17 protein-coding genes and 1 pseudogene are annotated in these 21,675 nt (G+C 60.0%); 14 read left to right on the top strand and 4 right to left on the bottom strand.

Annotation, left to right across the window (positions count from 1 at the left end):
* Positions 1 to 171: 171 nt before the first annotated feature.
* Complete coding sequence (locus AC3ISI_RS25770) at positions 172 to 4,488, top strand: Lhr family helicase (protein ID WP_489334381.1); 4,317 nt, start codon at positions 172 to 174, stop codon at positions 4,486 to 4,488.
* A 118-nt stretch (positions 4,489 to 4,606) separates the two neighbouring features.
* Here AC3ISI_RS25770 and AC3ISI_RS25775 read toward each other — a convergent pair whose 3' ends face one another.
* Positions 4,607 to 6,733: a mechanosensitive ion channel family protein gene (locus AC3ISI_RS25775; RefSeq protein WP_489334382.1), complete on the bottom strand. Its 2,127-nt coding sequence runs from the start codon at positions 6,731 to 6,733 to the stop codon at positions 4,607 to 4,609.
* Positions 6,734 to 6,980: 247 nt separating this feature from the next.
* Here AC3ISI_RS25775 and AC3ISI_RS25780 point away from each other — a divergent pair.
* The 5 genes and pseudogenes from AC3ISI_RS25780 (at position 6,981) to AC3ISI_RS25800 (ending at position 12,295) form a co-directional block, all read left to right on the top strand.
* Positions 6,981 to 8,192: pseudogene (locus tag AC3ISI_RS25780) on the top strand (MFS transporter).
* Between the two features lie 117 nt (positions 8,193 to 8,309).
* Positions 8,310 to 9,236 carry a DUF72 domain-containing protein gene (locus AC3ISI_RS25785; protein WP_489334383.1) on the top strand — a complete coding sequence of 309 codons (927 nt, stop codon included), beginning with the start codon at positions 8,310 to 8,312 and terminating at the stop codon, positions 9,234 to 9,236.
* Complete coding sequence (locus tag AC3ISI_RS25790) at positions 9,233 to 10,030, top strand: endonuclease/exonuclease/phosphatase family protein (protein WP_489334384.1); 798 nt, start codon at positions 9,233 to 9,235, stop codon at positions 10,028 to 10,030. The genes AC3ISI_RS25785 and AC3ISI_RS25790 overlap by 4 nt, the downstream gene beginning before the upstream one ends.
* A complete protein-coding gene (clsB, locus tag AC3ISI_RS25795; RefSeq protein ID WP_489334385.1) occupies positions 10,027 to 11,322 on the top strand; it encodes a cardiolipin synthase ClsB in 1,296 nt (431 codons plus the stop codon). Before AC3ISI_RS25790 ends, clsB begins: the two co-directional genes overlap by 4 nt.
* Positions 11,309 to 12,295 (top strand): lysylphosphatidylglycerol synthase domain-containing protein, encoded by a 987-nt coding sequence (locus AC3ISI_RS25800; RefSeq protein ID WP_489334386.1) that lies wholly within the window; start codon positions 11,309 to 11,311, stop codon positions 12,293 to 12,295. Before clsB ends, AC3ISI_RS25800 begins: the two co-directional genes overlap by 14 nt.
* Before the next feature lie 114 nt (positions 12,296 to 12,409).
* On the opposite strand, the gene AC3ISI_RS25805 is transcribed toward AC3ISI_RS25800, so the two are convergent.
* The 3 genes from AC3ISI_RS25805 to AC3ISI_RS25815 all read right to left on the bottom strand — a co-directional run bounded on the left by AC3ISI_RS25805 (position 12,410) and on the right by AC3ISI_RS25815 (position 15,472).
* Positions 12,410 to 13,168: an alpha/beta hydrolase family protein gene (locus AC3ISI_RS25805; protein WP_489334387.1), complete on the bottom strand. Its 759-nt coding sequence runs from the start codon at positions 13,166 to 13,168 to the stop codon at positions 12,410 to 12,412.
* Positions 13,158 to 14,267, bottom strand: coding sequence for a DUF3182 family protein (locus AC3ISI_RS25810; RefSeq protein ID WP_489334388.1), 1,110 nt, complete (start codon positions 14,265 to 14,267; stop codon positions 13,158 to 13,160). The genes AC3ISI_RS25805 and AC3ISI_RS25810 overlap by 11 nt, the downstream gene beginning before the upstream one ends.
* Positions 14,268 to 14,479: 212 nt before the next feature.
* Positions 14,480 to 15,472 (bottom strand): GlxA family transcriptional regulator, encoded by a 993-nt coding sequence (locus AC3ISI_RS25815; RefSeq protein WP_489334389.1) that lies wholly within the window; start codon positions 15,470 to 15,472, stop codon positions 14,480 to 14,482.
* 102 nt (positions 15,473 to 15,574) lie between these two features.
* Here AC3ISI_RS25815 and AC3ISI_RS25820 point away from each other — a divergent pair, with 102 nt between their 5' ends.
* The 8 genes from AC3ISI_RS25820 (at position 15,575) to AC3ISI_RS25855 (ending at position 21,541) form a co-directional block, all read left to right on the top strand.
* Positions 15,575 to 16,126 (top strand): cysteine hydrolase family protein, encoded by a 552-nt coding sequence (locus AC3ISI_RS25820; RefSeq protein ID WP_489334390.1) that lies wholly within the window; start codon positions 15,575 to 15,577, stop codon positions 16,124 to 16,126.
* A 185-nt stretch (positions 16,127 to 16,311) separates the two neighbouring features.
* Positions 16,312 to 17,001, top strand: a complete 690-nt coding sequence (locus AC3ISI_RS25825; protein WP_489334391.1) for a YjfI family protein — start codon at positions 16,312 to 16,314, stop codon at positions 16,999 to 17,001.
* A 21-nt stretch (positions 17,002 to 17,022) separates the two neighbouring features.
* Positions 17,023 to 17,721 carry a PspA/IM30 family protein gene (locus tag AC3ISI_RS25830; RefSeq protein WP_489334392.1) on the top strand — a complete coding sequence of 233 codons (699 nt, stop codon included), beginning with the start codon at positions 17,023 to 17,025 and terminating at the stop codon, positions 17,719 to 17,721.
* A 167-nt stretch (positions 17,722 to 17,888) separates the two neighbouring features.
* Complete coding sequence (locus AC3ISI_RS25835) at positions 17,889 to 18,452, top strand: rhomboid family intramembrane serine protease (protein ID WP_489334393.1); 564 nt, start codon at positions 17,889 to 17,891, stop codon at positions 18,450 to 18,452.
* 65 nt (positions 18,453 to 18,517) lie between these two features.
* Positions 18,518 to 19,198, top strand: coding sequence for a DUF2491 family protein (locus AC3ISI_RS25840; protein WP_489334394.1), 681 nt, complete (start codon positions 18,518 to 18,520; stop codon positions 19,196 to 19,198).
* A 14-nt stretch (positions 19,199 to 19,212) separates the two neighbouring features.
* On the top strand, positions 19,213 to 19,641 hold the full coding sequence (locus AC3ISI_RS25845; RefSeq protein WP_027924370.1) for a DUF350 domain-containing protein: 429 nt from the start codon (positions 19,213 to 19,215) through the stop codon (positions 19,639 to 19,641).
* Positions 19,642 to 19,660: 19 nt separating this feature from the next.
* Positions 19,661 to 20,371, top strand: coding sequence for a DUF1190 domain-containing protein (locus tag AC3ISI_RS25850; RefSeq protein WP_489334395.1), 711 nt, complete (start codon positions 19,661 to 19,663; stop codon positions 20,369 to 20,371).
* Positions 20,372 to 20,383: 12 nt separating this feature from the next.
* A complete protein-coding gene (locus AC3ISI_RS25855) occupies positions 20,384 to 21,541 on the top strand; it encodes a glutathionylspermidine synthase family protein (RefSeq protein ID WP_489334396.1) in 1,158 nt (385 codons plus the stop codon).
* Positions 21,542 to 21,675: the final 134 nt, after the last annotated feature.

Here is a 21,675-nt window from a genome sequence, read left to right on the forward strand (position 1 = left end):
TATGAAGAGTGGCTACTGGCCTCATCGCGAGCAGGCTCGCTCCCACAGGGGATTTGGGTTGATGCGCAGATCCAGTGTGGGAGTGGGCCTGCTCGCGATGGGACCAGAGGGTTCGACGCAGATCCCAAACGGTACTTGCAACTTGCCCATCCCACCCGCATAAATTGCTTCATGAATCTGCCAATCCCGACGGACATCGCCCTGGCAGGCTTCCACCCCGCCGTCAGCGCCTGGTTCAGCAACACCTTTGCGACGGTCACAGCCGCCCAGGCCCGGGCGTGGCCATTGATTCGCCAGCGCCGCTCGACCCTGATCGCCGCGCCTACCGGGTCCGGAAAAACCCTCACTGCCTTTCTCGCCGTCATCGACGACCTGGTTCACCGGGGTCTGGAAACCGACGACGGGCTGCCAGACGAAACCCTGGTGGTCTATGTTTCGCCGCTCAAGGCCTTGTCCAACGACATCCAGATCAACCTGCAAAACCCGCTCGCCGGTATCACTCAGCAATTACGGGTGATGGGCCTGCCCCCATTGCAGATCAACACCGCCGTGCGCACCGGCGACACGCCGCAAAAAGATCGCTCGGCCATGCGCAAGACCGCGCCGCACATCCTGGTGACCACCCCGGAATCCCTCTATGTGCTGCTCGGTTCCGACTCCGGCCGACAGATGCTCGGCACCACGCGCACGGTGATCGTCGATGAAATCCACGCCATCGCCGCCAGCAAACGCGGCAGCCATTTAGCCCTGAGCCTTGAACGCTTGCAGGCGCTGTGCGCAGAACCGCTGGTACGCATTGGTCTGTCCGCCACGCAAAAACCCATCGAAGCGGTGTCGCGCTTTCTGGTGGGCCGCGACCGTCCTTGCGACATCATCGACATCGGCCACGCCCGCCCACGGGACCTGGACATCGAAGTCCCGCCCGTGCCGTTGTCCGCGGTCATGGCCAATGATGTGTGGGAACTGGTTTACGACCGTCTCGCCGCCCTCGCCCGCGAACACCGGACCACGCTGATTTTCGTCAACACTCGGCGCCTCGCCGAACGCCTGAGCCGGCATCTGAGCGAACGCCTCGGCAAGGACGCGGTGGCCGCGCACCACGGCAGCCTGGCCAAAGAGTTTCGACTGGACGCCGAACAGCGGCTCAAGCGTGGCGACCTGCAAGTGCTGATCGCCACCGCTTCGCTGGAATTGGGCATCGACATCGGCGACGTCGACCTGGTGTGCCAAATCGCCTCGCCGCGTTCGATTTCCGGGTTTCTGCAACGGGTCGGCCGCTCCGGGCACCAAGTGGGAGGGACGCCCAAGGGCCGCTTGTTCGCCACCACCCGCGATGACCTGATCGAATGCGCCGCGCTGCTCGATTGTGTACGGCGCGGCGAACTCGATACGTTGCAGATTCCCATAGCTCCGCTGGACGTACTTGCGCAACAAATCATCGCCGAAGTCAGTTGCCAGGAATGGCCGGAGCAAGCGCTGCTGGAGACGTTCCGCAACGCCTCGCCCTATGCCGAACTCGATGAAAAACACTATCAGGCGCTGCTGCACATGCTCGCCGAGGGATACAACGGGCGTCAGGGCATTCGCAGCGCTTACCTGCACCGCGACGCCGTCACTCGCACCCTGCGCGGTCGTCGGGGCGCCAAACTGACCGCCGTGACCAGCGGCGGGACAATTCCGGACAACGCTGACTACAGCGTGTTGCTGGAACCCCAAGGGCTGAACATCGGCAGCGTCAACGAAGACTTCGCGGTGGAAAGCATTGCCGGGGACGTGTTCCAGTTGGGCAATACCTCCTACCGAATCCTGCGGGTCGAAACCGGCAAGGTCCGGGTCGAAGACGCTCAGGGTCAACCTCCGACCATTCCGTTCTGGCTGGGTGAAGCGCCAGGTCGCAGCGCGGAATTGTCCTTTGCCGTCGCTCGCCTGCAAGCGCACCTCGACGAACTGCTCGGCGCCGCACCGGGCCACCTGCAACCGGCCCTCGACTGGCTGACCGACACCCTCAGCCTGAACTGCGCCAGCGCCGAGCAACTGGTCGATTACCTCGCCCGGGCGCGCCTGACGCTGGGCGCCCTGCCGTCACAAGACACGTTGCTGATGGAGCGCTTTTTCGACGAGTCCGGTGGCACGCAACTGATCATTCACACCCCGTTCGGCAGCCGCATCAACCGTGCCTGGGGCCTGGCCCTGCGCAAGCGCTTCTGCCGCACCTTCAACTTCGAATTGCAGGCTGCCGCCAGCGAAGACGCGATCGTGCTGTCGCTGTCCACCAGCCACAGTTTTGAACTCGACGACGTCTGGCGCTACCTGCACAGCAACAGCGCTGAACACACCTTGATTCAAGCGGTGCTCGACGCGCCGCTGTTCGGCGTGCGCTGGCGCTGGAATGCCGGGGTCGCCCTGGCCCTTCCGCGCTATAGCGGCGGACGTAAAGTCCCACCGCAGATCCAGCGGATGAAAAGCGAAGACCTGATCGCCAGTGTCTTCCCCGATCAGATTGCCTGTGTGGAAAACCTCGCCGGCGAGCGCGAAATTCCCGACCATCCGTTGGTGGAACAAACCCTCGACGATTGCCTGCACGAGGCGATGGACAGCGAAGGCTGGCTAGCATTACTGCGGCGCATGGAACGTGGCGACGTGCGGCTGATCAGTCGTGACTTGCCAGCGCCGTCGCCGCTGGCGGCGGAAATTCTCAGCGCCCGGCCCTACACCTTTCTCGACGATGCACCGCTGGAGGAACGCCGCACGCAGGCGGTGCTCAACCGGCGCTGGACCGACCCACAGTCCACAAACGACCTCGGTGCGCTGGATGCCGAAGCGATTCAAGCTGTACGCGATGAGGCGTGGCCGGCACCCACCGGCCTCGATGAAATGCACGAGGCATTGATGAGCCTTGCGTGCATCACCGATGCCGAGGCGCAGGCCAATGCGCGCTGGCTCGATTGGCTGAGCACCCTGGCCGACAGCGGTCGTGCCAGCCGCTTGCAAATCAATGCCGAGAAATCGCTATGGCTGCCATTGGAGCGGCTGACCTGCTTGCAGGCGATTTATCCACAGGCCACTTTGTTGCCGGCACTGCAAGCGTTGCCGGGTTTCGATGAAGCTTGGGCGCCAGACGAAGCCATGCTTGAAGTGATCCGCGCGCGGCTCAGCGCGTTTGGGCCATTGCCGCTCACAGCGATTGCCGAACCGCTGGGATTGGCGGTAAATCACGTCACCCAGGCCTTGGCGCAACTGGAACGCGAAGGCTATGTGTTGCGCGGCCGCTTCACGCCCGGCGCAGGGTTTGAGGAATGGTGCGAACGGCATCTATTGGCGCGAATTCATCGCTACACCGTCAAGCGATTACGCCGGGAAATCGAGCCGGTGGCGTTGCAGGATTTCATGCGTTTTCTGTTCGACTGGCAGCACCTGTCGGCAGCGACTCAAGGCCAGGGCAGCGCGGTGTTGCCCGCCATCGTCGGTCAGTTCGAAGGCTATCCCGCCGCCGCGTCATCCTGGGACAGCGACATTCTGTCGGCGCGAATTAAAGACTATTCACCGGGTTGGCTGGATGATCTGTGCCGCAGCGGCAAACTGGTCTGGACACGCCTGACCGCTCGCAACAAAGGCGCCAGCACGGCATTGCGCAGCACGCCGATTCTGTTGTTGCCGCGCAGTCAGGTTGGCTTGTGGAGCGGCTTGACCGAGCAGACACCGATCAGCGAACTGTCACCCAAAACACAAAAGGTTCACGCAGCACTCAGCCAACACGGCGCGCTGTTTTTCGATGAGGTGATGCACGAAGCTCATCTGCTGCGCTCGGAACTGGAAATCGCCTTGCAGGAACTGGTCGGCGCCGGACTGGTGAATGCCGACAGCTTCGCCGGCTTGCGAGCGTTGATCACCCCGGCCAGCAAACGCCAGAATCGCAGCAGCCGACGCGGGCGCGGGGCGTTTGTCGGCGGCATGGACGACGCCGGGCGCTGGGCCTTGTTACGCCGCGGAACTCCTGCGCCGATTGTGGATAACCAACGTCCGGCGCCCACGCCGACCGAGACACTGGAACACATCGCCATGACCTTGCTGCGACGCTACGGCGTGGTGTTCTGGCGTTTGCTGGAACGTGAGGCGGATTGGCTGCCGAGCTGGCGCGAATTGCTGCGCACGTTTCATCGGCTAGAGGCTCGGGGCGAGATACGCGGCGGGCGGTTCGTCAGTGGTTTGGCCGGTGAACAGTTTGCGTTGCCCGAGGCGATACCGTTGCTGCGCGAAGTACGTCGACGGCCGCATGACGGGAGTTTGATTGCGGTGTGCGGGGTTGACCCGTTGAACCTGGCCGGGACGCTGTTACCGGGGGCGAAGGTGCCGGCGTTGGCGAGTAACCGGCTGGTGTATCGCGATGGGCTTCCGGCGGCGGCGGAGATTGCCGGCAAACAGCATTTTTGGCTGGAGTTGGATCAGCCGTCGACTGCCGAATTGCACAGCAAATTGATCCGGCATTGAGGTCGACCGGGCAAGCCATTTCATTAGGGGATCTCTGTCGTTCACAAATTCTGTGTTCACTGGAGATTCAATGTGGGAGCGAGCCTGCTCGCGAAGAGGCCATCAGCATCCATACAAACTATTGGGTCCTGGGCTGATCCGGCATCAACACCGCCGAATGCTCCGATACCGGCCCGTCATCCTGCTCATCCATCTGCCGCTTGGGCATAAAAACCTGTTGTGGATACGTCTGCGCGAAATGCACCCATGGGCTGTTATCCACAAGCTTTTTCAAACGCTGGTTGAAGGCCCGGCTCACCGCATATTGCCCCCCCGACACGGTGCGGAACTGCGCCGTCAGCACCACGCCATTGAGGTCCATTTTGTCGACGCCGAATACGTCGAGCGGCCCTTGCAGGTTGTACTTGAGAAACGGGTCGTCGCTGATCGAATGCCCGGCCTCGCGGATCAATTCAATCGCCTTGTCGACATCGGTGTCGTAAGTGAACTGCACCGAGAAAAACGCATACGCGAACTGCCGGGACTGGTTGGTCACGGCCTTGATCTGGCCGAACGGCACCGAGTGCACAAAGCCCTTGCCGTCGCGCAGTCGCAGGGTGCGGATGGTCAGGCCTTCGACCGTGCCGGCATGCCCGGAATCGAGCACCACCCAATCACCGATCGACAAGGTGTCTTCAATGATGATGAACAACCCGGTGATGACGTCCTGCACCAGTTGCTGGGAGCCAAAACCGATGGCCAGCCCCACGACCCCGGCACCCGCCAGAAACGGCGCCACGTTGATCCCAAGGTTAGCCATGGTGGTGATCGCACAAATCACCACCAGCAGGATTTTGACCGCGTTGCGAAGCAGCGGCAGGATGGTTTTCACCCGCGTACTCGGCTGGCGGGCTGAGCGTTTGTTGACCGGTGGTTTCAGGGCTTCCTGAATCGCCGTGTCGAGCACCACCCAGACCATCCAGGTCACCAGGAAAATCAGACCTATGCGGCTCAGCGAATCACTGATCGCTCGCCCGACCGTGTTGCTCATCGCGAACTCCAGGAGTGAAACACCCCAGATACGCCCCAGGATATCGATGAAAACAATCGCCATGCCGATCCGCAGTAACGCGTGTGAAAGGCTCAGGAAGCGCTCTTTGTAGGCATTGCTGCGACGCGCCGCTTGCTCGCCGCGGGACTTGAAAAGGTGATGCAGCGTCGTGCTGAGAAACACCGTCGCAATCAACAACACGGTGGTGAACAGTGCGTTGCGCAGCACCTGCTGATTGTCGTCGCTGATGCTGACCAGGTTGATGACCGAGACCATCACCATCAACAGAATCGGCCAATACCACAGACCGGAAAATATCCGCAGCGTCTCGCGCAGTGCCGGCTGTTTGAGGCGCTGGGCCAATGGCAGAATGCGGATCAGATGAGCGACCGGGCGACGCATCTTGATCACCAACAGACCAAAGGCTATCGAGGCCCCCAGCCCGGTCAATACCGCGACGCTGCTGGTGAGATTGCTGCCTAACTGGTGGGCGATCTGCGGGCTGGTCAAGGCATCACTGATAGCGACCAGAAAGCCGATTCCAAACAACGGCCGTGGGCTGTATTGACGAAGAATCTGCACCGCCCGACGCTTGTGGCCGGCATTGAACAGGACCACCAATGTCAGCACCAGCGAGGCGGCGAAGATGCCGCTGCTGGTGGCATAGGCGAAACACAATGCCAGCGCCCGGCCGGCCGACACAGGCAAGTAGTGGCTGACCAATATCGTCAACGGCAGGCTGACCAGCGCCGGAATGCTGTAAGGCAATGCATAACCGAGCACCGCCTGACCGCGTTCACGGGTGAGCAGCAAGCGGTGCCGACTCAGACGCGTGGCCAGCATCCCGCCAAGCATCCAGAGCAACGCAAAGACGCCCATCCAAACGCCGGACAACAGCAGGAAATCCCCCGCCACGCTCCAGCTGGAACGCGCCGACGGATGATTGACCAGTTGATCGACTTCATCGGCGGCGCGATCTGCGCGCAGTCGCCAGGCATCGACCAGATCTTCGTTGAGATCGAGTTTTCCCTCGACCTCATCGATGCTAGAACTGATTGCTCCCAGTAAACCACCCTGGACCAGCGGCTCCGGGTGGGCCGGTGGTGTCGCGGCGGTGCTGGTCGCCGGCAGGCCCGGTATCGCCGCCGCTTGTAGCCCGGCGCCGCCAGTCATGAGCAGTAACGCCAGCAGTATCGCAGTCTTGAACTGATGCAAAACGGGGAGCTCCGTCGAAAAAGCCTGTAAGGAACTGATCGAAAAATGGCGGGCAAGTTCGGTTTTTGCCGAAGGATAAAGGACTCGGCCATTCCCTGTGGGAGCCGGCTCGCACCCACAAATAACTGTATAGCACTATCGATATTTGACCTTAACGCAAATATCAAATGCTCCCCCCTGTATTTTTCCGCCTAACCCGAACCCCGACACTGCGCTCCAATCACTTAAACCCACCGGAGTTGCAGCCATGCCCATTGCTTTGCTCGCGCTGACCCTCAGCGCCTTCGCCATCGGGACGACCGAGTTCGTCATCGTTGGCCTGTTACCCACCATCGGCGCCGACCTTGGCGTCAGCCTGCCGTCCGCCGGTCTGCTGGTCAGCCTCTACGCCATGGGCGTGGCCATCGGCGCCCCGGTGCTGACCGCCCTGACCGGCAAAGTCCCGCGCAAGATGCTGCTGTTGTCGCTGATGGTGCTGTTTACCCTCGGTAACCTGCTGGCCTGGCAAGCGCCGAGCTACGAGTCGTTGATCATTGCGCGGATCGTCACCGGCCTGGCGCACGGGGTGTTTTTCTCGATTGGCTCGACCATCGCCACCAGTCTGGTGCCCAAGGAAAAAGCCGCCAGTGCGATCGCCATCATGTTCACCGGCCTGACCGTGGCGCTGGTCACCGGCGTGCCGTTAGGGACCTTCATCGGTCAACATTTCGGCTGGCGTGAAACCTTCCTCGCCGTGTCGGCATTGGGCGTCATCGCCTTCATTGGCAGCCTGCTTTACGTGCCGAAGAACATCGCCCACAGCAAATCCGCTTCGCTGTTGCAGCAATTGCAGGTGCTCAAGCAACCGCGCTTGTTGCTGGTGTATGCCATGACGGCAGTTGGTTACGGCGGTTCGTTCATCGCGTTTACCTTCCTGGCGCCGATTCTTCAGGACATCGCTGGTTTCAGCACCGGCGCGGTCAGCCTGGTGCTGCTGGTCTACGGCGTTTCGGTGGCGGTGGGGAACATCTGGGGCGGAAAACTGGCGGACAAACGCGGCCCGATCAGCGCGCTGAAAATCATCTTCGCCTTGCTCGCCGCTGTGCTGTTCGTACTGACCTTTACCGCCGGCAATCCATGGCTGGCGCTGGCCACGGTACTGGTCTGGGGCGCCGTCGCCTTCGGCAACGTACCGGGTCTGCAAGTGTATGTGGTGCGTTAGGCTGAACATCACACCCCGCAGGCGGTGGACGTGGCGTCAGGGCTGAACATTGCGGCGTTCAACCTCGGCATCGCCGGTGGTGCGTGGGGTGGTGGATTGATCGTTGCACATATGGGGTTGATTCATACCGCATGGATCGGTGGTTTGGTGGTGTTGGTGGCCTTGGCGCTGACGGCGTGGAGCGGTCGGCTTGATCGGTTGGGGCCGGTGTATGCCGAACCGGCTGAAGGCACCACCCGAATCTTCGCCGGACACTGATTAACCCTGCGGTGGTTTGTTGAAGGTGTGCCGTCTGTAGTCCCGTCGAAACTTTCTCGCCGGCCAGGCAGTCATCAAAAGACAGGGCTATCCGATGACCATCAGGCGGGAGGCGATATGGCGGCGATTCATATTGGTATTTCAGGCTGGCGCTACACGCCCTGGCGGGGAGATTTCTACCCGAAGGGGCTGACCCAAAAGCGCGAATTGCAATTCGCGTCGCGGGCGGTCAACAGCATTGAAATCAATGGATCGTTTTACGCCCTGCAACGGCCGCAACGTTACGCCCAGTGGTACGCCGACACCCCGCCGGGCTTCGTCTTCAGCGTCAAAGGCCCGCGTTTCATTACCCACATCAAACGCCTGCGGGACATTCATTACCCTCTGGCAAACTTTTTCGCGTCCGGGGTGCTGGAGCTAAAGGAAAAACTCGGGCCGATCCTCTGGCAATTCCCGCCCAACTTTAAATTCGACCCCGAGGTGTTCGAAAACTTTCTCGAACAATTACCCCACGACACTCAACAAGCTGCCGCCCTCGCCCGCCAACACGACTCGCACCTGAGCGGTCACGCCAGCCTCACGGCGTACGAGAAAAAACCTGTGCGTCATGCCGTGGAAATCCGCAACGAAAGCTTTGTCGACCCAGCGTTCATCCGCTTGCTCAGACGCTACAACGCCGCGCTGGTGATTGCCGATACGGCGGGCAAATGGCCGTACCGTGAAGACCTCACCAGCGATTTCGTTTACCTGCGCCTGCATGGTGCCGAAGAGCTCTACGCCAGCGGCTACACCCCGCAGGCGCTGAAACGTTGGGGCGACCGGATCGACGCCTGGGTTCATGGCCAACAACCGTCGGACGCGCAATTGATCGCCCCTCGGCACAAACCCAAGTCCCGCAAATCCCGCGAGGTGTTCTGTTATTTCGATAACGACATCAAGGTCCGCGCGCCCTTCGACGCGCGGCGCCTGCTTGAACGCTTCCACCTCGACCACGAACTCGCCACCGCCCCCGGTGAGCCGGCGGCCGAAGGCGTGCTGCCATGAACGTTCCCGAGCCGCTCGGCGCTGCCGATGATCCGTCGCCCACCCTCACTGCCGTACACCGCTTCACGGTGCTGACGGTCAACACACACAAAGGTTTTACCCCGCTGAATCGGCGTTTCATCCTGCCGGAGTTACGTGAAGCGGTGCGCAGCGTGGCGGCCGACGTGGTGTTTTTGCAGGAAGTCCACGGCGCCCATGAACAGCATCCCATGCGCTACAGCAATTGGCCGACGATGCCGCAATACGAATTCCTTGCCGACACTTTGTGGCCGCAGTTCGCCTATGGCCGTAACGCGGTCTACCCGGCGGGCGATCATGGGAATGCCCTATTGTCGAAATTCCAGATCATTGAGCATGACAACCTTGACGTCTCGATTAGCGGCCACGAAAACCGTGGCCTCCTGCATTGTGTACTGCGCCTGCCCGGTGACGGCCAAGAAGTTCACGCCATCTGCGTGCATTTGGGGCTGCGCGAAACACATCGCACCGAACAGCTCAAACTATTGAGCCGACGCCTGGCAGAGTTGCCAGATGATGCACCGGTAATCGTTGCCGGGGACTTCAATGACTGGCGCCAGCGGGCCGATACGCTGCTCAAGCCGTGTGGTCTGCGCGAAGTGTTCGCCGAACATCACGGCAAACCGGCGCGCAGTTTTCCCGCGCGAATGCCGACGTTGCGACTCGACCGCATCTACGTGCGAAACCTCAAGGCCAGCCGTCCGCAGGTGTTGGTGGCACGCCCCTGGTCACACCTTTCCGACCACGCACCGCTGTCGGTGGAGATCGAGTTATGAGCATCCCGTCGATGGAAGAAACCCGCGTGGAAAACTTAATCACCCCCCCGACGACCGGCAAACCCGGCGTGGTCGATGTCGACTATGGCTGGCAAGGCAACAACCGGGTCGAGTTGCTGGAAAACGGCGAGGCATATTTCCCACGGGTGTTCGAAGCCATGCGTCAGGCCAAGACTGAAATCCTCCTGGAAACGTTCATTGTGTTCGAGGACAAGGTCGGTAACGAGATGCAGCGAGTACTGATCGACGCTGCCCGGCGCGGTGTGCGGGTCACCGCCAGTCTCGACGGCTTTGGCTGTGGCGAGTTGAGCACCGGGTTTCTGGCCGCGTTGAGCGAGGCTGGTGTGCACATTCAGATATTCGACCCGGCGCCGAAGCACCTGGGCATTCGCACCAACTGGTTCCGCCGTCTGCACCGCAAAATCGTCGTGGTCGACGGCACGATTGCCTTCATCGGTGGGATCAATTTTTCCGCCGACCATTTAGGCGACTTCGGCCCCGAGGCCAAGCAGGATTATTCCGTTGAAGTGCAAGGCCCGGCGGTGGCCGACATTCATCACTTCGCCCTGCTGCAATGCGGTCGCCCGGCCCGCGCCAAATACTGGTGGCAGCGACGCCGGCAACGGCGTTCGGAAATGGCCTTCAACGATCATGACGGCCAGGTTCGGCTGGTGTACCGCGACAATGGCGACCATCGCACCGATATCGAAGAGGTTTACCGGTTGGTGTTGCGCAGTGCAAAGCGCCGCGTGGTGATCGCCAACGCCTACTTCTTTCCCGGTTATCGCTTGCTGCGCGAGATCCGCAACGCGGCGCGCCGGGGCGTCGAGGTGCGGCTGATCCTGCAAGGGCAACCGGACATGCTGGTGGCCAAACTCGCAGCGCGCATGACCTATGACTATCTGCTCAAGTCGGGCGTGCAGATCCATGAGTATTGCGAGCGCCCCCTGCACGGCAAAGTCGCGCTGGTCGATGAAGACTGGAGTACCGTCGGCTCAAGCAACCTCGACCCATTGAGCCTGTCCATGAACCTGGAAGCCAACGTGTTGATCCGCGACCGTGCGTTCAACCGCACGCTGTTCGAACGCCTTGAACACCTGAGCGACAACCACTGCAAAGCGATGTCCTTCGAAACGGCTCCGCGCGGACGAATCTGGCACATGACGGTCGGCTTTCTGGTGTTTCACTTCCTGCGGCATTTCCCGGCCTGGGCGGGTTGGCTACCGGCACACAAGCCGCGCCTGAAAGCCTTCACTCAGCCGACCGGGAGTAATCAACATGTCCCGCGCTGAAGCTCATTCGACCCGCCACACCGTGCACCCGGCGAAAACCCGTTGGAGCCGTTGGAAACGGCTATTGACGATGCTGTTTTTCCTGGCGCTGATCGTCCTGTTGACGATGCTCGCCCAGCGTCTCGAATGGAACGAAGTGTTCGACACCCTCGCCGACTTCAAGGTACGTACGCTGGTCATCGCCTCGGGCCTGACGCTGTTGAGCTTTTTGGTTTACGCCTGTTTCGACCTGATCGGCCGCAGCTACATTCGCCAGGACCTGACGTGGAAACAGATCCTGCCAGTGGGGATCATCAGCTACGCCTTCAATCTCAATTTGAGCGCGTGGGTGGGTGGCATCGCCATGCGCTATCGGCTGTATTCACGATTGGGTGTGAGCAAGGGCAATATCGCGAAAATCCTCGGCTTGAGCCTGGCCACCAATTGGTTTGGATACATGGTGATTGCCGGCGCAGTGTTCAGCACCGGACTGGTGCGAATGCCGCCCGGCTGGAAATTGAGCAGCGATGCATTACAAGGTGTGGGCGTACTGTTGCTGCTGGTGAGCGCGGGCTATCTGGCGGCCTGTCAATTTTCCAAGCGTCGGGAATGGGCCATTCGCGGGGTGGAAATCAACCTGCCGTCACTGCGCATGGCGGTGCTGCAACTGGCACTAGGGGCGTTGAACTGGTCGCTAATGGCGGCGGTGATTTTTACCTTGTTGCCGAGCAAGCTGGACTATCCGCTGGTGCTGGGGGTGTTGTTGATCAGCGCCATCGCCGGGGTCATCACGCATATTCCGGCGGGGCTTGGCGTGCTGGAGGCGGTGTTTGTGGCGCTGCTGCAACACGAGGTTTCGCGGGGCAGTCTGGTAGCGGGATTGCTGGCGTATCGGGCGATTTATTTCATCTTGCCGTTGTTGATTACGCTGGTGATGTATCTGGTGGTGGAGGCCAAGGCCAAGTCGTTGCGGATCGCCAAGAAACCTTCCTGAGAATTGCGGTGAGGCGGGCGCCGCCATCGCGGGCAAGCCCGCTCCCACAGGTTGAACGCAATCCAATGTGGGAGCGGGCTTGCCCGCGATGGACTGAAGAACACCGAAGATTTTTCAGGTCGATTGAATAATGCTCAACCGCTCACCCACCACCATTTCGGTAATCCAGTCCACCAGGATCGAGGTGTACGCCTGCTGTGAAACCGGTTCGCTCAAGGCGTGATCGGCGCCGTCGATAATCCGGTGGGTCAGCGAGTGGGTCTGCTGACAGGCCGCGCGGTAACTCATGATGGTCGCATGGGGCACATAGTCGTCGGTCTCGGATTCAACCAGCAGCACGTCACCGGTGAAATTCGAACAGGCATGCAGCGCCCGGTTGCTGTCAGCGCGTATCAGCGTGCTGCGATAATCGCGCAAATCAATCTTGTCCAGGTCACGCTTGGGCGTGTGCCATTGATCGTCGCGGTACAGCGCCGGCACCCGCAACGCCAGCCAGCGCACCGGACGCAATGACGTCAGGATGGAAGCCAGATAACCGCCATAACTGGTACCGACCACCGCAATGGCCGACGTATCGAGCGCGGGGTGCGCGAGCAATCGGTCATACGCCGCCAACAGGTCGCGCAAGTTGTCTTCACGGGTGACGCGCGTCAGCGGGATTCCAGTGCCGCCAGTGTGACCGCGCAAGTCGAAGGTCAGGCATACGCATCCCAGACCGGCGATGCCTTTGGCCCGCTCCAGATCCCGTTCCTGACTGCCGCCCCAACCATGCACAAACAGCACACCGGGGACTTTGGATTTGGGGCTGAGAAAAGTCCCGCTCATCTGCTCATCGTCGATGTCGATCTGAATCGTTTCGCTTCTAGCCGTCATAGGATTTGACCGTTACGTACTTGAGTAGAAAGTCACTGGTTTGCGCCGGTCCGCGATACACCTCGATGGCGTCCGCCGGCAACGGCTGGTCGATGTAGGTTTCGACTGAGGACACACGAATCGCGCGCATCCCCGGATCGTTGACGAAGCTCTGCAATGCCGCCACTTCTGCGCTGCTGGCACCGCCCATGCGCCAGGATTGTTCCAGCACGCCGCTGCGCTGTTTGCCGTTGCTGTCCATGCCCTGGGCGATGTCGTAATTGCGCCGCGAGGCATAAAAACCGGGATAGGCCTCATCGGCGGCGCTGTCAAACACCTGCGCTTGCTGGATCGCCAGCCGCACATCGTCAGGCAGCGGCAGCTTGAGCAGGTCCTCGTAATAACCCGGCACCACCAGCAGGTTGGAACCGCCGTACACCCACTCGCCCTGCCCGTCTTCGATCAAGTATTGATCACCGCAGTAACTCAGCACGGTGTCGCCGATAAAACTCTGGCCGACACTGTGGGTGATCACATTGCCCAGGTCCTGTTCCAGCACCACGCCTTCGGCGAACAAGTTGCTGGCGTTGGGCCTGGCGAGGATGGCGTCGAACTGATCGAGACTGTCGATCACTTCTTGCCCGCGTCCGGCGCAGGCATGCACTGGCTTGAGACGGATCGGACCGCTGTAGATCAAGTGTTCGGCCGCGGGTCGCGCATCGTCGAGGGAGAACACGCTGAGGCCCTCCAGCACCACATTACGCACGCGTTCGCAGAACAGCGGGGACCAACCAGGCGGGGCGTAAGCATTTTGGTTGAGCAAACCATGGCTGATGGCTTTGGTGCAGATGAAGTCGTGGTCAACGTAACCGCCCCACAAATCTTCCGGCCCGCATACGCCCACTTGCCGGGCGGCGGTAACGCCCACCAGCGTCTGGGTAGGCAACACATAAAGGTCGCGGCCGTTATGCTGCGCCTGATCGAAACTACCGCCGTATTCAAGGCCTAGAATCTGCGCCAGCCAACGGGCGAGGGCGCGATTGGTTTCGACTTCGTGCTGCGGCGCATCGGAGTGCACGGAATGGGCGACCACCAGTTTTTTGCGGTTTGTTGGGGTCATGCGTCCCCCTTCAATTGGCGTTTGATGAGTGTAGAGGGAGGGGTGCAGAGATCAGGCCAAGCGACGTTTTATGCAAACCACTGATGAATCAGTTGGTTGTGGAAACGCTGATGGCATCAGGCCTGTTTTATTCTGCACGACCGCCGCCTCATTTCCTGCATTTTGCACGATTCAGCTTCGCCCTCTCCCACAGGGGATTTGAGGTGCTGCGGCTAGCGGGTAGCAGCCACCGGCGACACACCAAACCGTGTCCGGTAATCACTCGGAGCCAGCCCGGTAATTTTCTTGAACGTCGCTCGAAACGCACTTGGGTCCTGATACCCCACGGTCCAGGCAATGTGATCGATGGTGCCGTTGGTGAATTCGAGCATTTCCCGGGCCTTGCCGACCCGCAGGTGCTGGCAGTATTCGGTCGGTTTGAGCCCGGTCGCCGCGCGGAACCGACGCAGGAACGTGCGCTCCTCCAGCCCTGCCCGCTCGGCCATGGCCGTCAGCGACACATCGGTCGCCCCGGTACTTTGCAACCAGTGCTGAACCTTGAGAATCGACGCATCGCCGTGACTGAGAATCGGTGAAAAGTTGCTGCCGCACTCGCTCGCACTGTCGCTGTGTTCCACCACCAGAAACCGCGCCGTGCCGGTCGCAATGCTTGGTCCCAGCAAACGGTCCACCAAGCGCAACCCCAACGCGGACCAGGCCATCAGACCGGCTGTGGTAATCAGATCGCCGTCATCGACAATCGGCGTATCGGCCTTGAGCTTGATCGTCGGGTAACGCTCGGCGAAGGTTTTGGCCGAGGTCCAGTGAGTGGTGGCGCTGCGGCCGTCGAGCAAACCGCTTTCGGCCAATATTATCGAGCCCACGCAAACACCACCGAGCGTCGCGCCGCGAGCATGTTGCTGACGAACCCATTCGAGCAAGCCCTGCGGCATCTGACCGGCGTGAAAACTGGTAATCGACGGCGGGATCAACACGGCCACCAAGGCCGAGTCTGGTGCAGGATGACTGTCGTAGACCCGAATCGGGGCCTGATCGCCCTCCACTTGCCAATGGCTGACCCGCAGCAGCGGCAACCACGCAACCTGATGCTCGGCGGCGATCCGGTTGGCTACCCCGAACAGGTCCGTCAGCCCATGCACCGCCGCCATCTGCGCACCGGGATAAATCAGCACGCCCAGCTCGGCGATTGGCCTTTGTGCATCCATTGTCAGTTTTCCCCCTTCTATTGTCGGTGCGACCAATCCTCGGATGGCCTGCTAAACCCAATACTTCATTCCACACCCACCACGCACTTCGAGGACACCGTCATGGCCAAGCAAGCACTCATCGTAGTTGATATCCAAAACGACTACTTCCCACAAGGCAAGTGGCCGCTGGTCGGCGCCGACGCTGCGGCAGATAACGCCGTTCGTCTACTCAAGGCCTTTCGTGAGGCTGGTGATTCAGTGGTGCACATCCGCCACGAATTCACCTCTGACGCCGCACCGTTCTTTACCCCCGGTTCCGAAGGCGCGAAGTTGCACCCCAAAGTGCTTAACCACGCCAATGAGCCCGTCGTCGTCAAGCACTTCGTCAACTCGTTTCGCGAAACTAATCTGAAGTCGATCCTCGACGAGCAGGAAATCAAGGAACTGGTGGTGGTCGGCAGCATGAGCCACATGTGCGTCGACGGCATCACCCGTGCCGCCAACGACCTCGGTTACACCGTCACGGTCATCCATGATGCCTGTGCCTCACGTGACCTGGAGTTCAACGGTCTGACGGTGCCGGCGGCTCACGTCCACGCCGCGTTCATGTCGGCCTTGGGTTTTGCCTATGCCAGTGTAGTGTCCACCGACGAATTCCTGTCCCGTGATTAAACGCAGGTGAATGCGGACATGCCGGCCTTCGCCAAAAGCTGAGCAACACCTTGAAATACTACAGGCCCGCCTTGCTGCGGGCCTTTTCGCTTGCTGCAACAAAATCTCACACGTGAGCCATCGCTGGTGTACTTCTTTGGCTGTACGGTTGCCCACGCGTGAGATGTTCACAACGGAGTCACCCCATGAAAAGCCGCTCCCTGTCAGACTCGCCTCGCGAGCCTGCTGTTACTTCAAACATCCCTAAGGGAGAGCGTTCAAAACCGTCCGTGAAAAAACCATCAAGCTTCTATATGAAGCAGATGCGTGCAGGCCTGGCATCCACCGGCTATGTGAAACACGAAACTTGGGTGCTTCCGGAAAACCGAAGCTTGCTCAAGCAGATGGAGCAACAGCTACGCCAACCGATTCTGGCTGGCTCATTCATGTCGGAGAATTACATGAGCGCAAGCAACAACTGGAACATCGATAGCCTCTTCAATGCCCTCAAGGCGCTTGATGAGGTGGCTTCGCATGAGATCACACTGTCCTTGATCCAGAGCGCCGAACCCAGCCTGCGGCTGGAGATGAACGAGTTTGGTGGTCTGCCAATCCACATCGCCATCGCCGGTGAGCAGATCATCGTCGACACCGTTCTGGTCGATGTCGAGTCCATCAACGACGTGCCGGCCTTCAACGATGCCGTGTTGCGCAGTCGGGAAATGTTCCCTCTGTCCTCGATCGGTATCGAGTCCATGCCCAACGGCCAAATCGTTTACAACATGTTCGGCGCGCTGAGTTCCGACTCCAGCCTGACCAACGTGGTGACCGAGGTGAAAACCCTGGTCGACAACGTCCAGCGTGCCATCGAAGCCTTCGAACGCTTCTTCAAGTAATTATCAGGAAAGGAAGATCCAATGACTCAGTCCATCTGGAGCAAGTTGTTCACCGCGTTGCGCGGCGGCGCCACCGAAGTGGGCGAATCAATCGTCGACCAGCAGGCCCTGCGCATTCTCGACCAGGAAATTCGCGATGCTGACAGCGCGCTGGCCAATGCCAAGCGTGAGCTGGTTACCATCATGGCCAAGCACAAACTGTCGGCCGACCGCGTCAGCGAGCACAACGCCAAAATCAAGGACCTGGAATCCAAGGCCATGGCCGCGATTCAGGCCAACCGCGAGGACCTGGCGATGGAAGTGGCCGAAGCGATTTCGACCCTGACCAACGAACTTGATGTCGAGCAAAAGCAGGCCAGCGAATTCGGTGGTTACGCCGACAGCATGCGCAAAGACATTACCAAGGCCGAAGCCCGCATCAAAAGCCTGCGCCAGCAAGTGGACATGGCCAAGGCGCGCGATAGCGTACAGAAAGCCCAGGTCAGCGCATCCATCGCCAGCGGCGGCGCCAACGGCAAGCTGGAAACCGCCGTCGGCACACTGAACCGTTTGCAGGCCAAGCAACAGCAACGCGCCGCAGAACTGCAAGCGCAGGACGAACTGGCCGACGCATCGACCGGCAACGACCTGGAGCGCAAACTGCGTGAAGCCGGCATCACGCCGAACGAAGGTAGCGCCAACGCGATTCTGGAACGCCTGAAGCAAAAATCGGCCGAGTAACCGTCCCTGGCGCCAGGCGTAAAACCTGTGGGAGCGAGCCTGCTCGCGATGAGGAAGTGTCAGTCAACATCGACGTTACTGACGCTCCGCCTTCGTCGGAACGCCGCCCGGAGCCGGCTCGCTCCCAGAATGGATTGCGTTTCAGTTTTGTCGAGTTGAGGTCACGGATGGATGCCCTGAAGGGTTTCAAGATAATCGCCGGCTTGGCCATCTTCATGGTCACGCTGCAAGTGATCAATGCCGCGACCGGCTACAGCCTTATGGCATTCGGTCTGGTCCCGAGAACCGTGCACGGACTGCTCGGCATCGTCACTTCACCTTTTTTACACGCGTCCTTCTCGCACCTGAGCGCCAACCTCGTGGCCTTTTTGGTACTCGGCACGCTGGTGATGGTCGACGGGCTCAATCGGTTCATGGCCGTCAGTGCCATCATTATTTTGCTGGGCGGCTCGCTGGTCTGGCTGTTCGGCTTTACAGGCGTACACATCGGCGCCAGCGGCTGGGTTTTCGGGCTGTGGGTGTACATTCTGTCGCGCGCCTGGTTCCAGAAGAGCTGGGGCAATGTGATCACGGCGGGCCTCGTCGCCCTGTTGTATGGCGGCCTGGTCTTTGGCTTTTTACCTCGGCGGGGCATTTCATTCGAGGGCCATCTGTTCGGGGCATTCGCCGGTTTTATTGCCGCCAAAGTACTTTTATCCACACCTCGTGGCAGATTGAATGCCGCCCGGTAAGTGCACTTGAACACTCAGATGCCGAAGCGATTGCATCGTCTCCACTCGCCTCAAGGAAATGTCCAATGGGATGGTTTAAACAGTTGATGGGGCTTGAGGCTCCGAACACGGAGACAAACACCCAGTCGAAATGGACCGCCAACGACACGTCACCGATCACCGGCCCGCTGGGCTTGGCGTTGGGCAAAGGCGTGATGTTCGACACCAGCCTGAGATTGTTGCTCGACGGCAATACCACCGTGACGATCCCGGGCTCCCAGCAGATCTGGAGCGCCGGCACCGTCGATCTCGGGCAGTCGACCTGGCTCTCGCGCTATTACATGAACGATGAAGACTACTGGCTGCAAGTGCACACCACCGGCGCAATCGCTGGACAGGTCGAGTCGGTGATCCTGTTCAACTACCTCAGTTACATCACCATCAGCAGCGAAGCGGAACTGCGTCGGCTGGCCGGACCGCAAAGCCCGATCGGGCTGCCGACCTACACCCACAACGGTGTCGAATACACCCGCGAATGGGGCACCGAGAATGGCCAGACAGAACTGGTGGCGCTAAGCGAACAGCTGAAAAATCCGGATGAGTCGTACAGCATCGAGCACCGTTCGATGCTGTACGCCCGCGAAACCGGCCTGACCGATCGCCGGGAATTCCTGCTGTTCTCCGTCGAAGAAGACGCCGAGGGCACCATCAGTTTGAGTACGTCGCTGGGTATCTCGCTGTACACCACCGACCTGAACATTTTTTAACAAGGAAGACGTCCATGCTAGAAGCACTCTCCATCTCCCTGAACCCGGCGGCCGTGCTCGGGTTTGTTTCGTACATCCTCGGCGCCGCCGTGCTGTTCGCGCTGTTCCAGTTCATCTACACCCGCATCACCCCACACAAGGAGTTTGAACTGATCCGTTCGGGCAACGTGGCCGCTGCGATTGCACTGGGGGGCGCCATCATCGGCTTCGCCATTCCGGCCAGCAATGTGATTGCCTATTCGATCAGCCTCCTCGACTTCGTCGTCTGGGCGGTGATCGCCGCGTTCGTGCAACTGCTGGCGTTCCTGATGACCAGCCTGGTGCTGAAAGGTACCTCTGAGCGCATCAAAAAAGGTGAAATCGCGGCGGGCATCTATGTCGCGGCAGTGGCCATCAGCGTCGGCATGTTGAATGCCGCGTGCATGACCCCTTCCCAGAATTGATTGCGCAGCGGAGCCCCCGATGAAACGAAGCAAGTACGTTCAGCTCTCGCTGGCAGCATCGGTCGCCATGGCGATATCCGGTTGCGGGCCAACGGAAAAAACCTACCCGGTGCAGAAGAAATACAGTTTTCAGTCCGTTCAGCAATGCGCCGATGAAAAACTCCCGGTGGACGTCTGCTCGGACGCCTACATGAGCGCCATGGCCGAGCATCGCCGTATTGCGCCGGTGTACGACAACCAGGCTGATTGTGATGCTGACTTTGTCGCCGACTGGTGCCAGCAGGATTCCGCTGGCAAGTTCATCCCCAAGCTCGGCGGCTTCGAGCTCACAGCCGATGGCCAGGTGACGCAATCCCAGGTAGACGCCGCCAAGGCGCAACTGCCGGCCTCGGAAGCCAACACCGGCGGTTCGGGATTTTCCACCAGCAGCCTGCTCACCGGGCTATTGATCGGCAATATGCTGAGCAACAACCGCAACAGCTATTACTCCCAGCCGGTCTACCGCTACCGCGATAATCGCGGAAACTACGGCACCTCAACGCTTAACCAGCGCATTGCCAACGGTTCAACGTTCAACCGGTCCAACCAGGCAAAGTACGGCGGCAGCTACACCAATTCCATCAGCAAATCGGCCAGCAAGCCGGTTTCCGTTGCTTCGTCGACGTCGCGTGGCGGCTTCGGCAGCAAAGCCAGTGCACGCAGCGGCTGGGGCGGCGGGTCGAGCAGTTAAGGAAACCGGGCCATGAAGAAGATTCGTTGCGCAGAGCGTCATGACTGGAAACAAACTGCCGAAGGTCTCGGTTTTCTGTTCCACACCATCGACGACGAACCCTATTGGGACGAGAGCGCGTATTACCAGTTTACGCTCAAGCAAATCGAGAACGATCTGGAAGACCCGACCACTGAGATCCATGAGATGTGCATGGACATGGTCGCCCGCGTGGTGCAGAACGAGGAGTTGCTGGAGCGCCTGAGTATTCCACCGGCGTTCTACGACATGATTCGCACGTCATGGCTCGAAGGCCACCCGCACCTGTATGGGCGCATGGATTTCTCCTACAACGGCACCGGGCCGGCCAAGTTGCTGGAACTCAACTACGACACGCCGACCAGTCTGTATGAGGCCGCGGCGTTTCAATGGGGCTGGCTGGAGCAATGCATCGAGCGCGGCTTGCTGCCCAAGCATGCCGACCAGTTCAACAGCATCGATACCAAACTGCATCAGGCCTTCGCTCAACTGCAGCTCAAGCAGCCGTTCTATTTCGCCTCGATGAAACACTCGGTCGAAGACAAAGGCACCACCGATTACCTGCGACTGGTCGCGGAAAAGGTCGGCATCGAATCACGCCACATTGATATCGAAGACATCGGTCTGACCAGTGACGGACGCTTCGTCGATCTTGAGGATCGCTGGATTCCTCATCTGTTCAAGCTGCACGCCTGGGAATTCATCTTCCACGAGCCCTTTGGCGCTGCAATTGCCCAGAGTGATACGCAGTTTTTCGAGCCGGCCTGGAAATCCATCGTTTCCAACAAGGGCATCCTGCCGTTGCTGTGGGAATTCAACAAAGGCCACCCGAACCTGCTCGCGGCGCACCTGGACCCAGATCCCAACAAAGCAGTGCCCAAGGGCTGGGTGCGCAAACCGTTTTTCTCCCGCGAAGGCGCCAACATCGAGCTGCAAACCGCCGAGGGCCTGATCGTCAAAGAGGACGGGCCCTACACCGATGCGCCGTTTATCCTTCAGGAGTTCGCGCCGCTGCCCAAGTTTGGCGACAGCTATACGCTGATTGGCTCTTGGGTGATTGGCGATAAGGCAGCCGGGATTGGTGTGCGGGAAGACAACAGTTTGATTACCAAGGATTCGAGCCGGTTTTTGCCGCACCTGATCCTTGACTGAGCAATCCATCGTTCATAAAAAACGCCTGGTACCGTGTATCGGGCGTTAGGGTGAAACAGGTTCAGAACTAGACAACGACAAGACATATGCCTGAAAAGCCGGATAATGGCGGCCAATTCGTCTAGCCCGTTATT

Source organism: Pseudomonas sp. GL_139_B (genome assembly GCF_057834475.1).

What these genes read in the sequence shown, in the direction of transcription:
- AC3ISI_RS25785 (WP_489334383.1), top strand. Translation starts at nt 8,310, where the DNA reads ATGGCGGCGATTCATATTGGTATTTCAGGCTGGCGCTACACGCCCTGG.
- AC3ISI_RS25790 (WP_489334384.1), top strand. Translation starts at nt 9,233, where the DNA reads ATGAACGTTCCCGAGCCGCTCGGCGCTGCCGATGATCCGTCGCCCACC.
- clsB (WP_489334385.1), top strand. Translation starts at nt 10,027, where the DNA reads ATGAGCATCCCGTCGATGGAAGAAACCCGCGTGGAAAACTTAATCACC.
- AC3ISI_RS25835 (WP_489334393.1), top strand. Translation starts at nt 17,889, where the DNA reads ATGGATGCCCTGAAGGGTTTCAAGATAATCGCCGGCTTGGCCATCTTC.
- AC3ISI_RS25815 (WP_489334389.1), bottom strand. Translation starts at nt 15,472, where the DNA reads ATGGATGCACAAAGGCCAATCGCCGAGCTGGGCGTGCTGATTTATCCC.
- AC3ISI_RS25810 (WP_489334388.1), bottom strand. Translation starts at nt 14,267, where the DNA reads ATGACCCCAACAAACCGCAAAAAACTGGTGGTCGCCCATTCCGTGCAC.
- AC3ISI_RS25770 (WP_489334381.1), top strand. Translation starts at nt 172, where the DNA reads ATGAATCTGCCAATCCCGACGGACATCGCCCTGGCAGGCTTCCACCCC.
- AC3ISI_RS25805 (WP_489334387.1), bottom strand. Translation starts at nt 13,168, where the DNA reads ATGACGGCTAGAAGCGAAACGATTCAGATCGACATCGACGATGAGCAG.
- AC3ISI_RS25840 (WP_489334394.1), top strand. Translation starts at nt 18,518, where the DNA reads ATGGGATGGTTTAAACAGTTGATGGGGCTTGAGGCTCCGAACACGGAG.
- AC3ISI_RS25830 (WP_489334392.1), top strand. Translation starts at nt 17,023, where the DNA reads ATGACTCAGTCCATCTGGAGCAAGTTGTTCACCGCGTTGCGCGGCGGC.
- AC3ISI_RS25850 (WP_489334395.1), top strand. Translation starts at nt 19,661, where the DNA reads ATGAAACGAAGCAAGTACGTTCAGCTCTCGCTGGCAGCATCGGTCGCC.
- AC3ISI_RS25855 (WP_489334396.1), top strand. Translation starts at nt 20,384, where the DNA reads ATGAAGAAGATTCGTTGCGCAGAGCGTCATGACTGGAAACAAACTGCC.
- AC3ISI_RS25825 (WP_489334391.1), top strand. Translation starts at nt 16,312, where the DNA reads ATGAAAAGCCGCTCCCTGTCAGACTCGCCTCGCGAGCCTGCTGTTACT.
- AC3ISI_RS25800 (WP_489334386.1), top strand. Translation starts at nt 11,309, where the DNA reads ATGTCCCGCGCTGAAGCTCATTCGACCCGCCACACCGTGCACCCGGCG.
- AC3ISI_RS25845 (WP_027924370.1), top strand. Translation starts at nt 19,213, where the DNA reads ATGCTAGAAGCACTCTCCATCTCCCTGAACCCGGCGGCCGTGCTCGGG.
- AC3ISI_RS25820 (WP_489334390.1), top strand. Translation starts at nt 15,575, where the DNA reads ATGGCCAAGCAAGCACTCATCGTAGTTGATATCCAAAACGACTACTTC.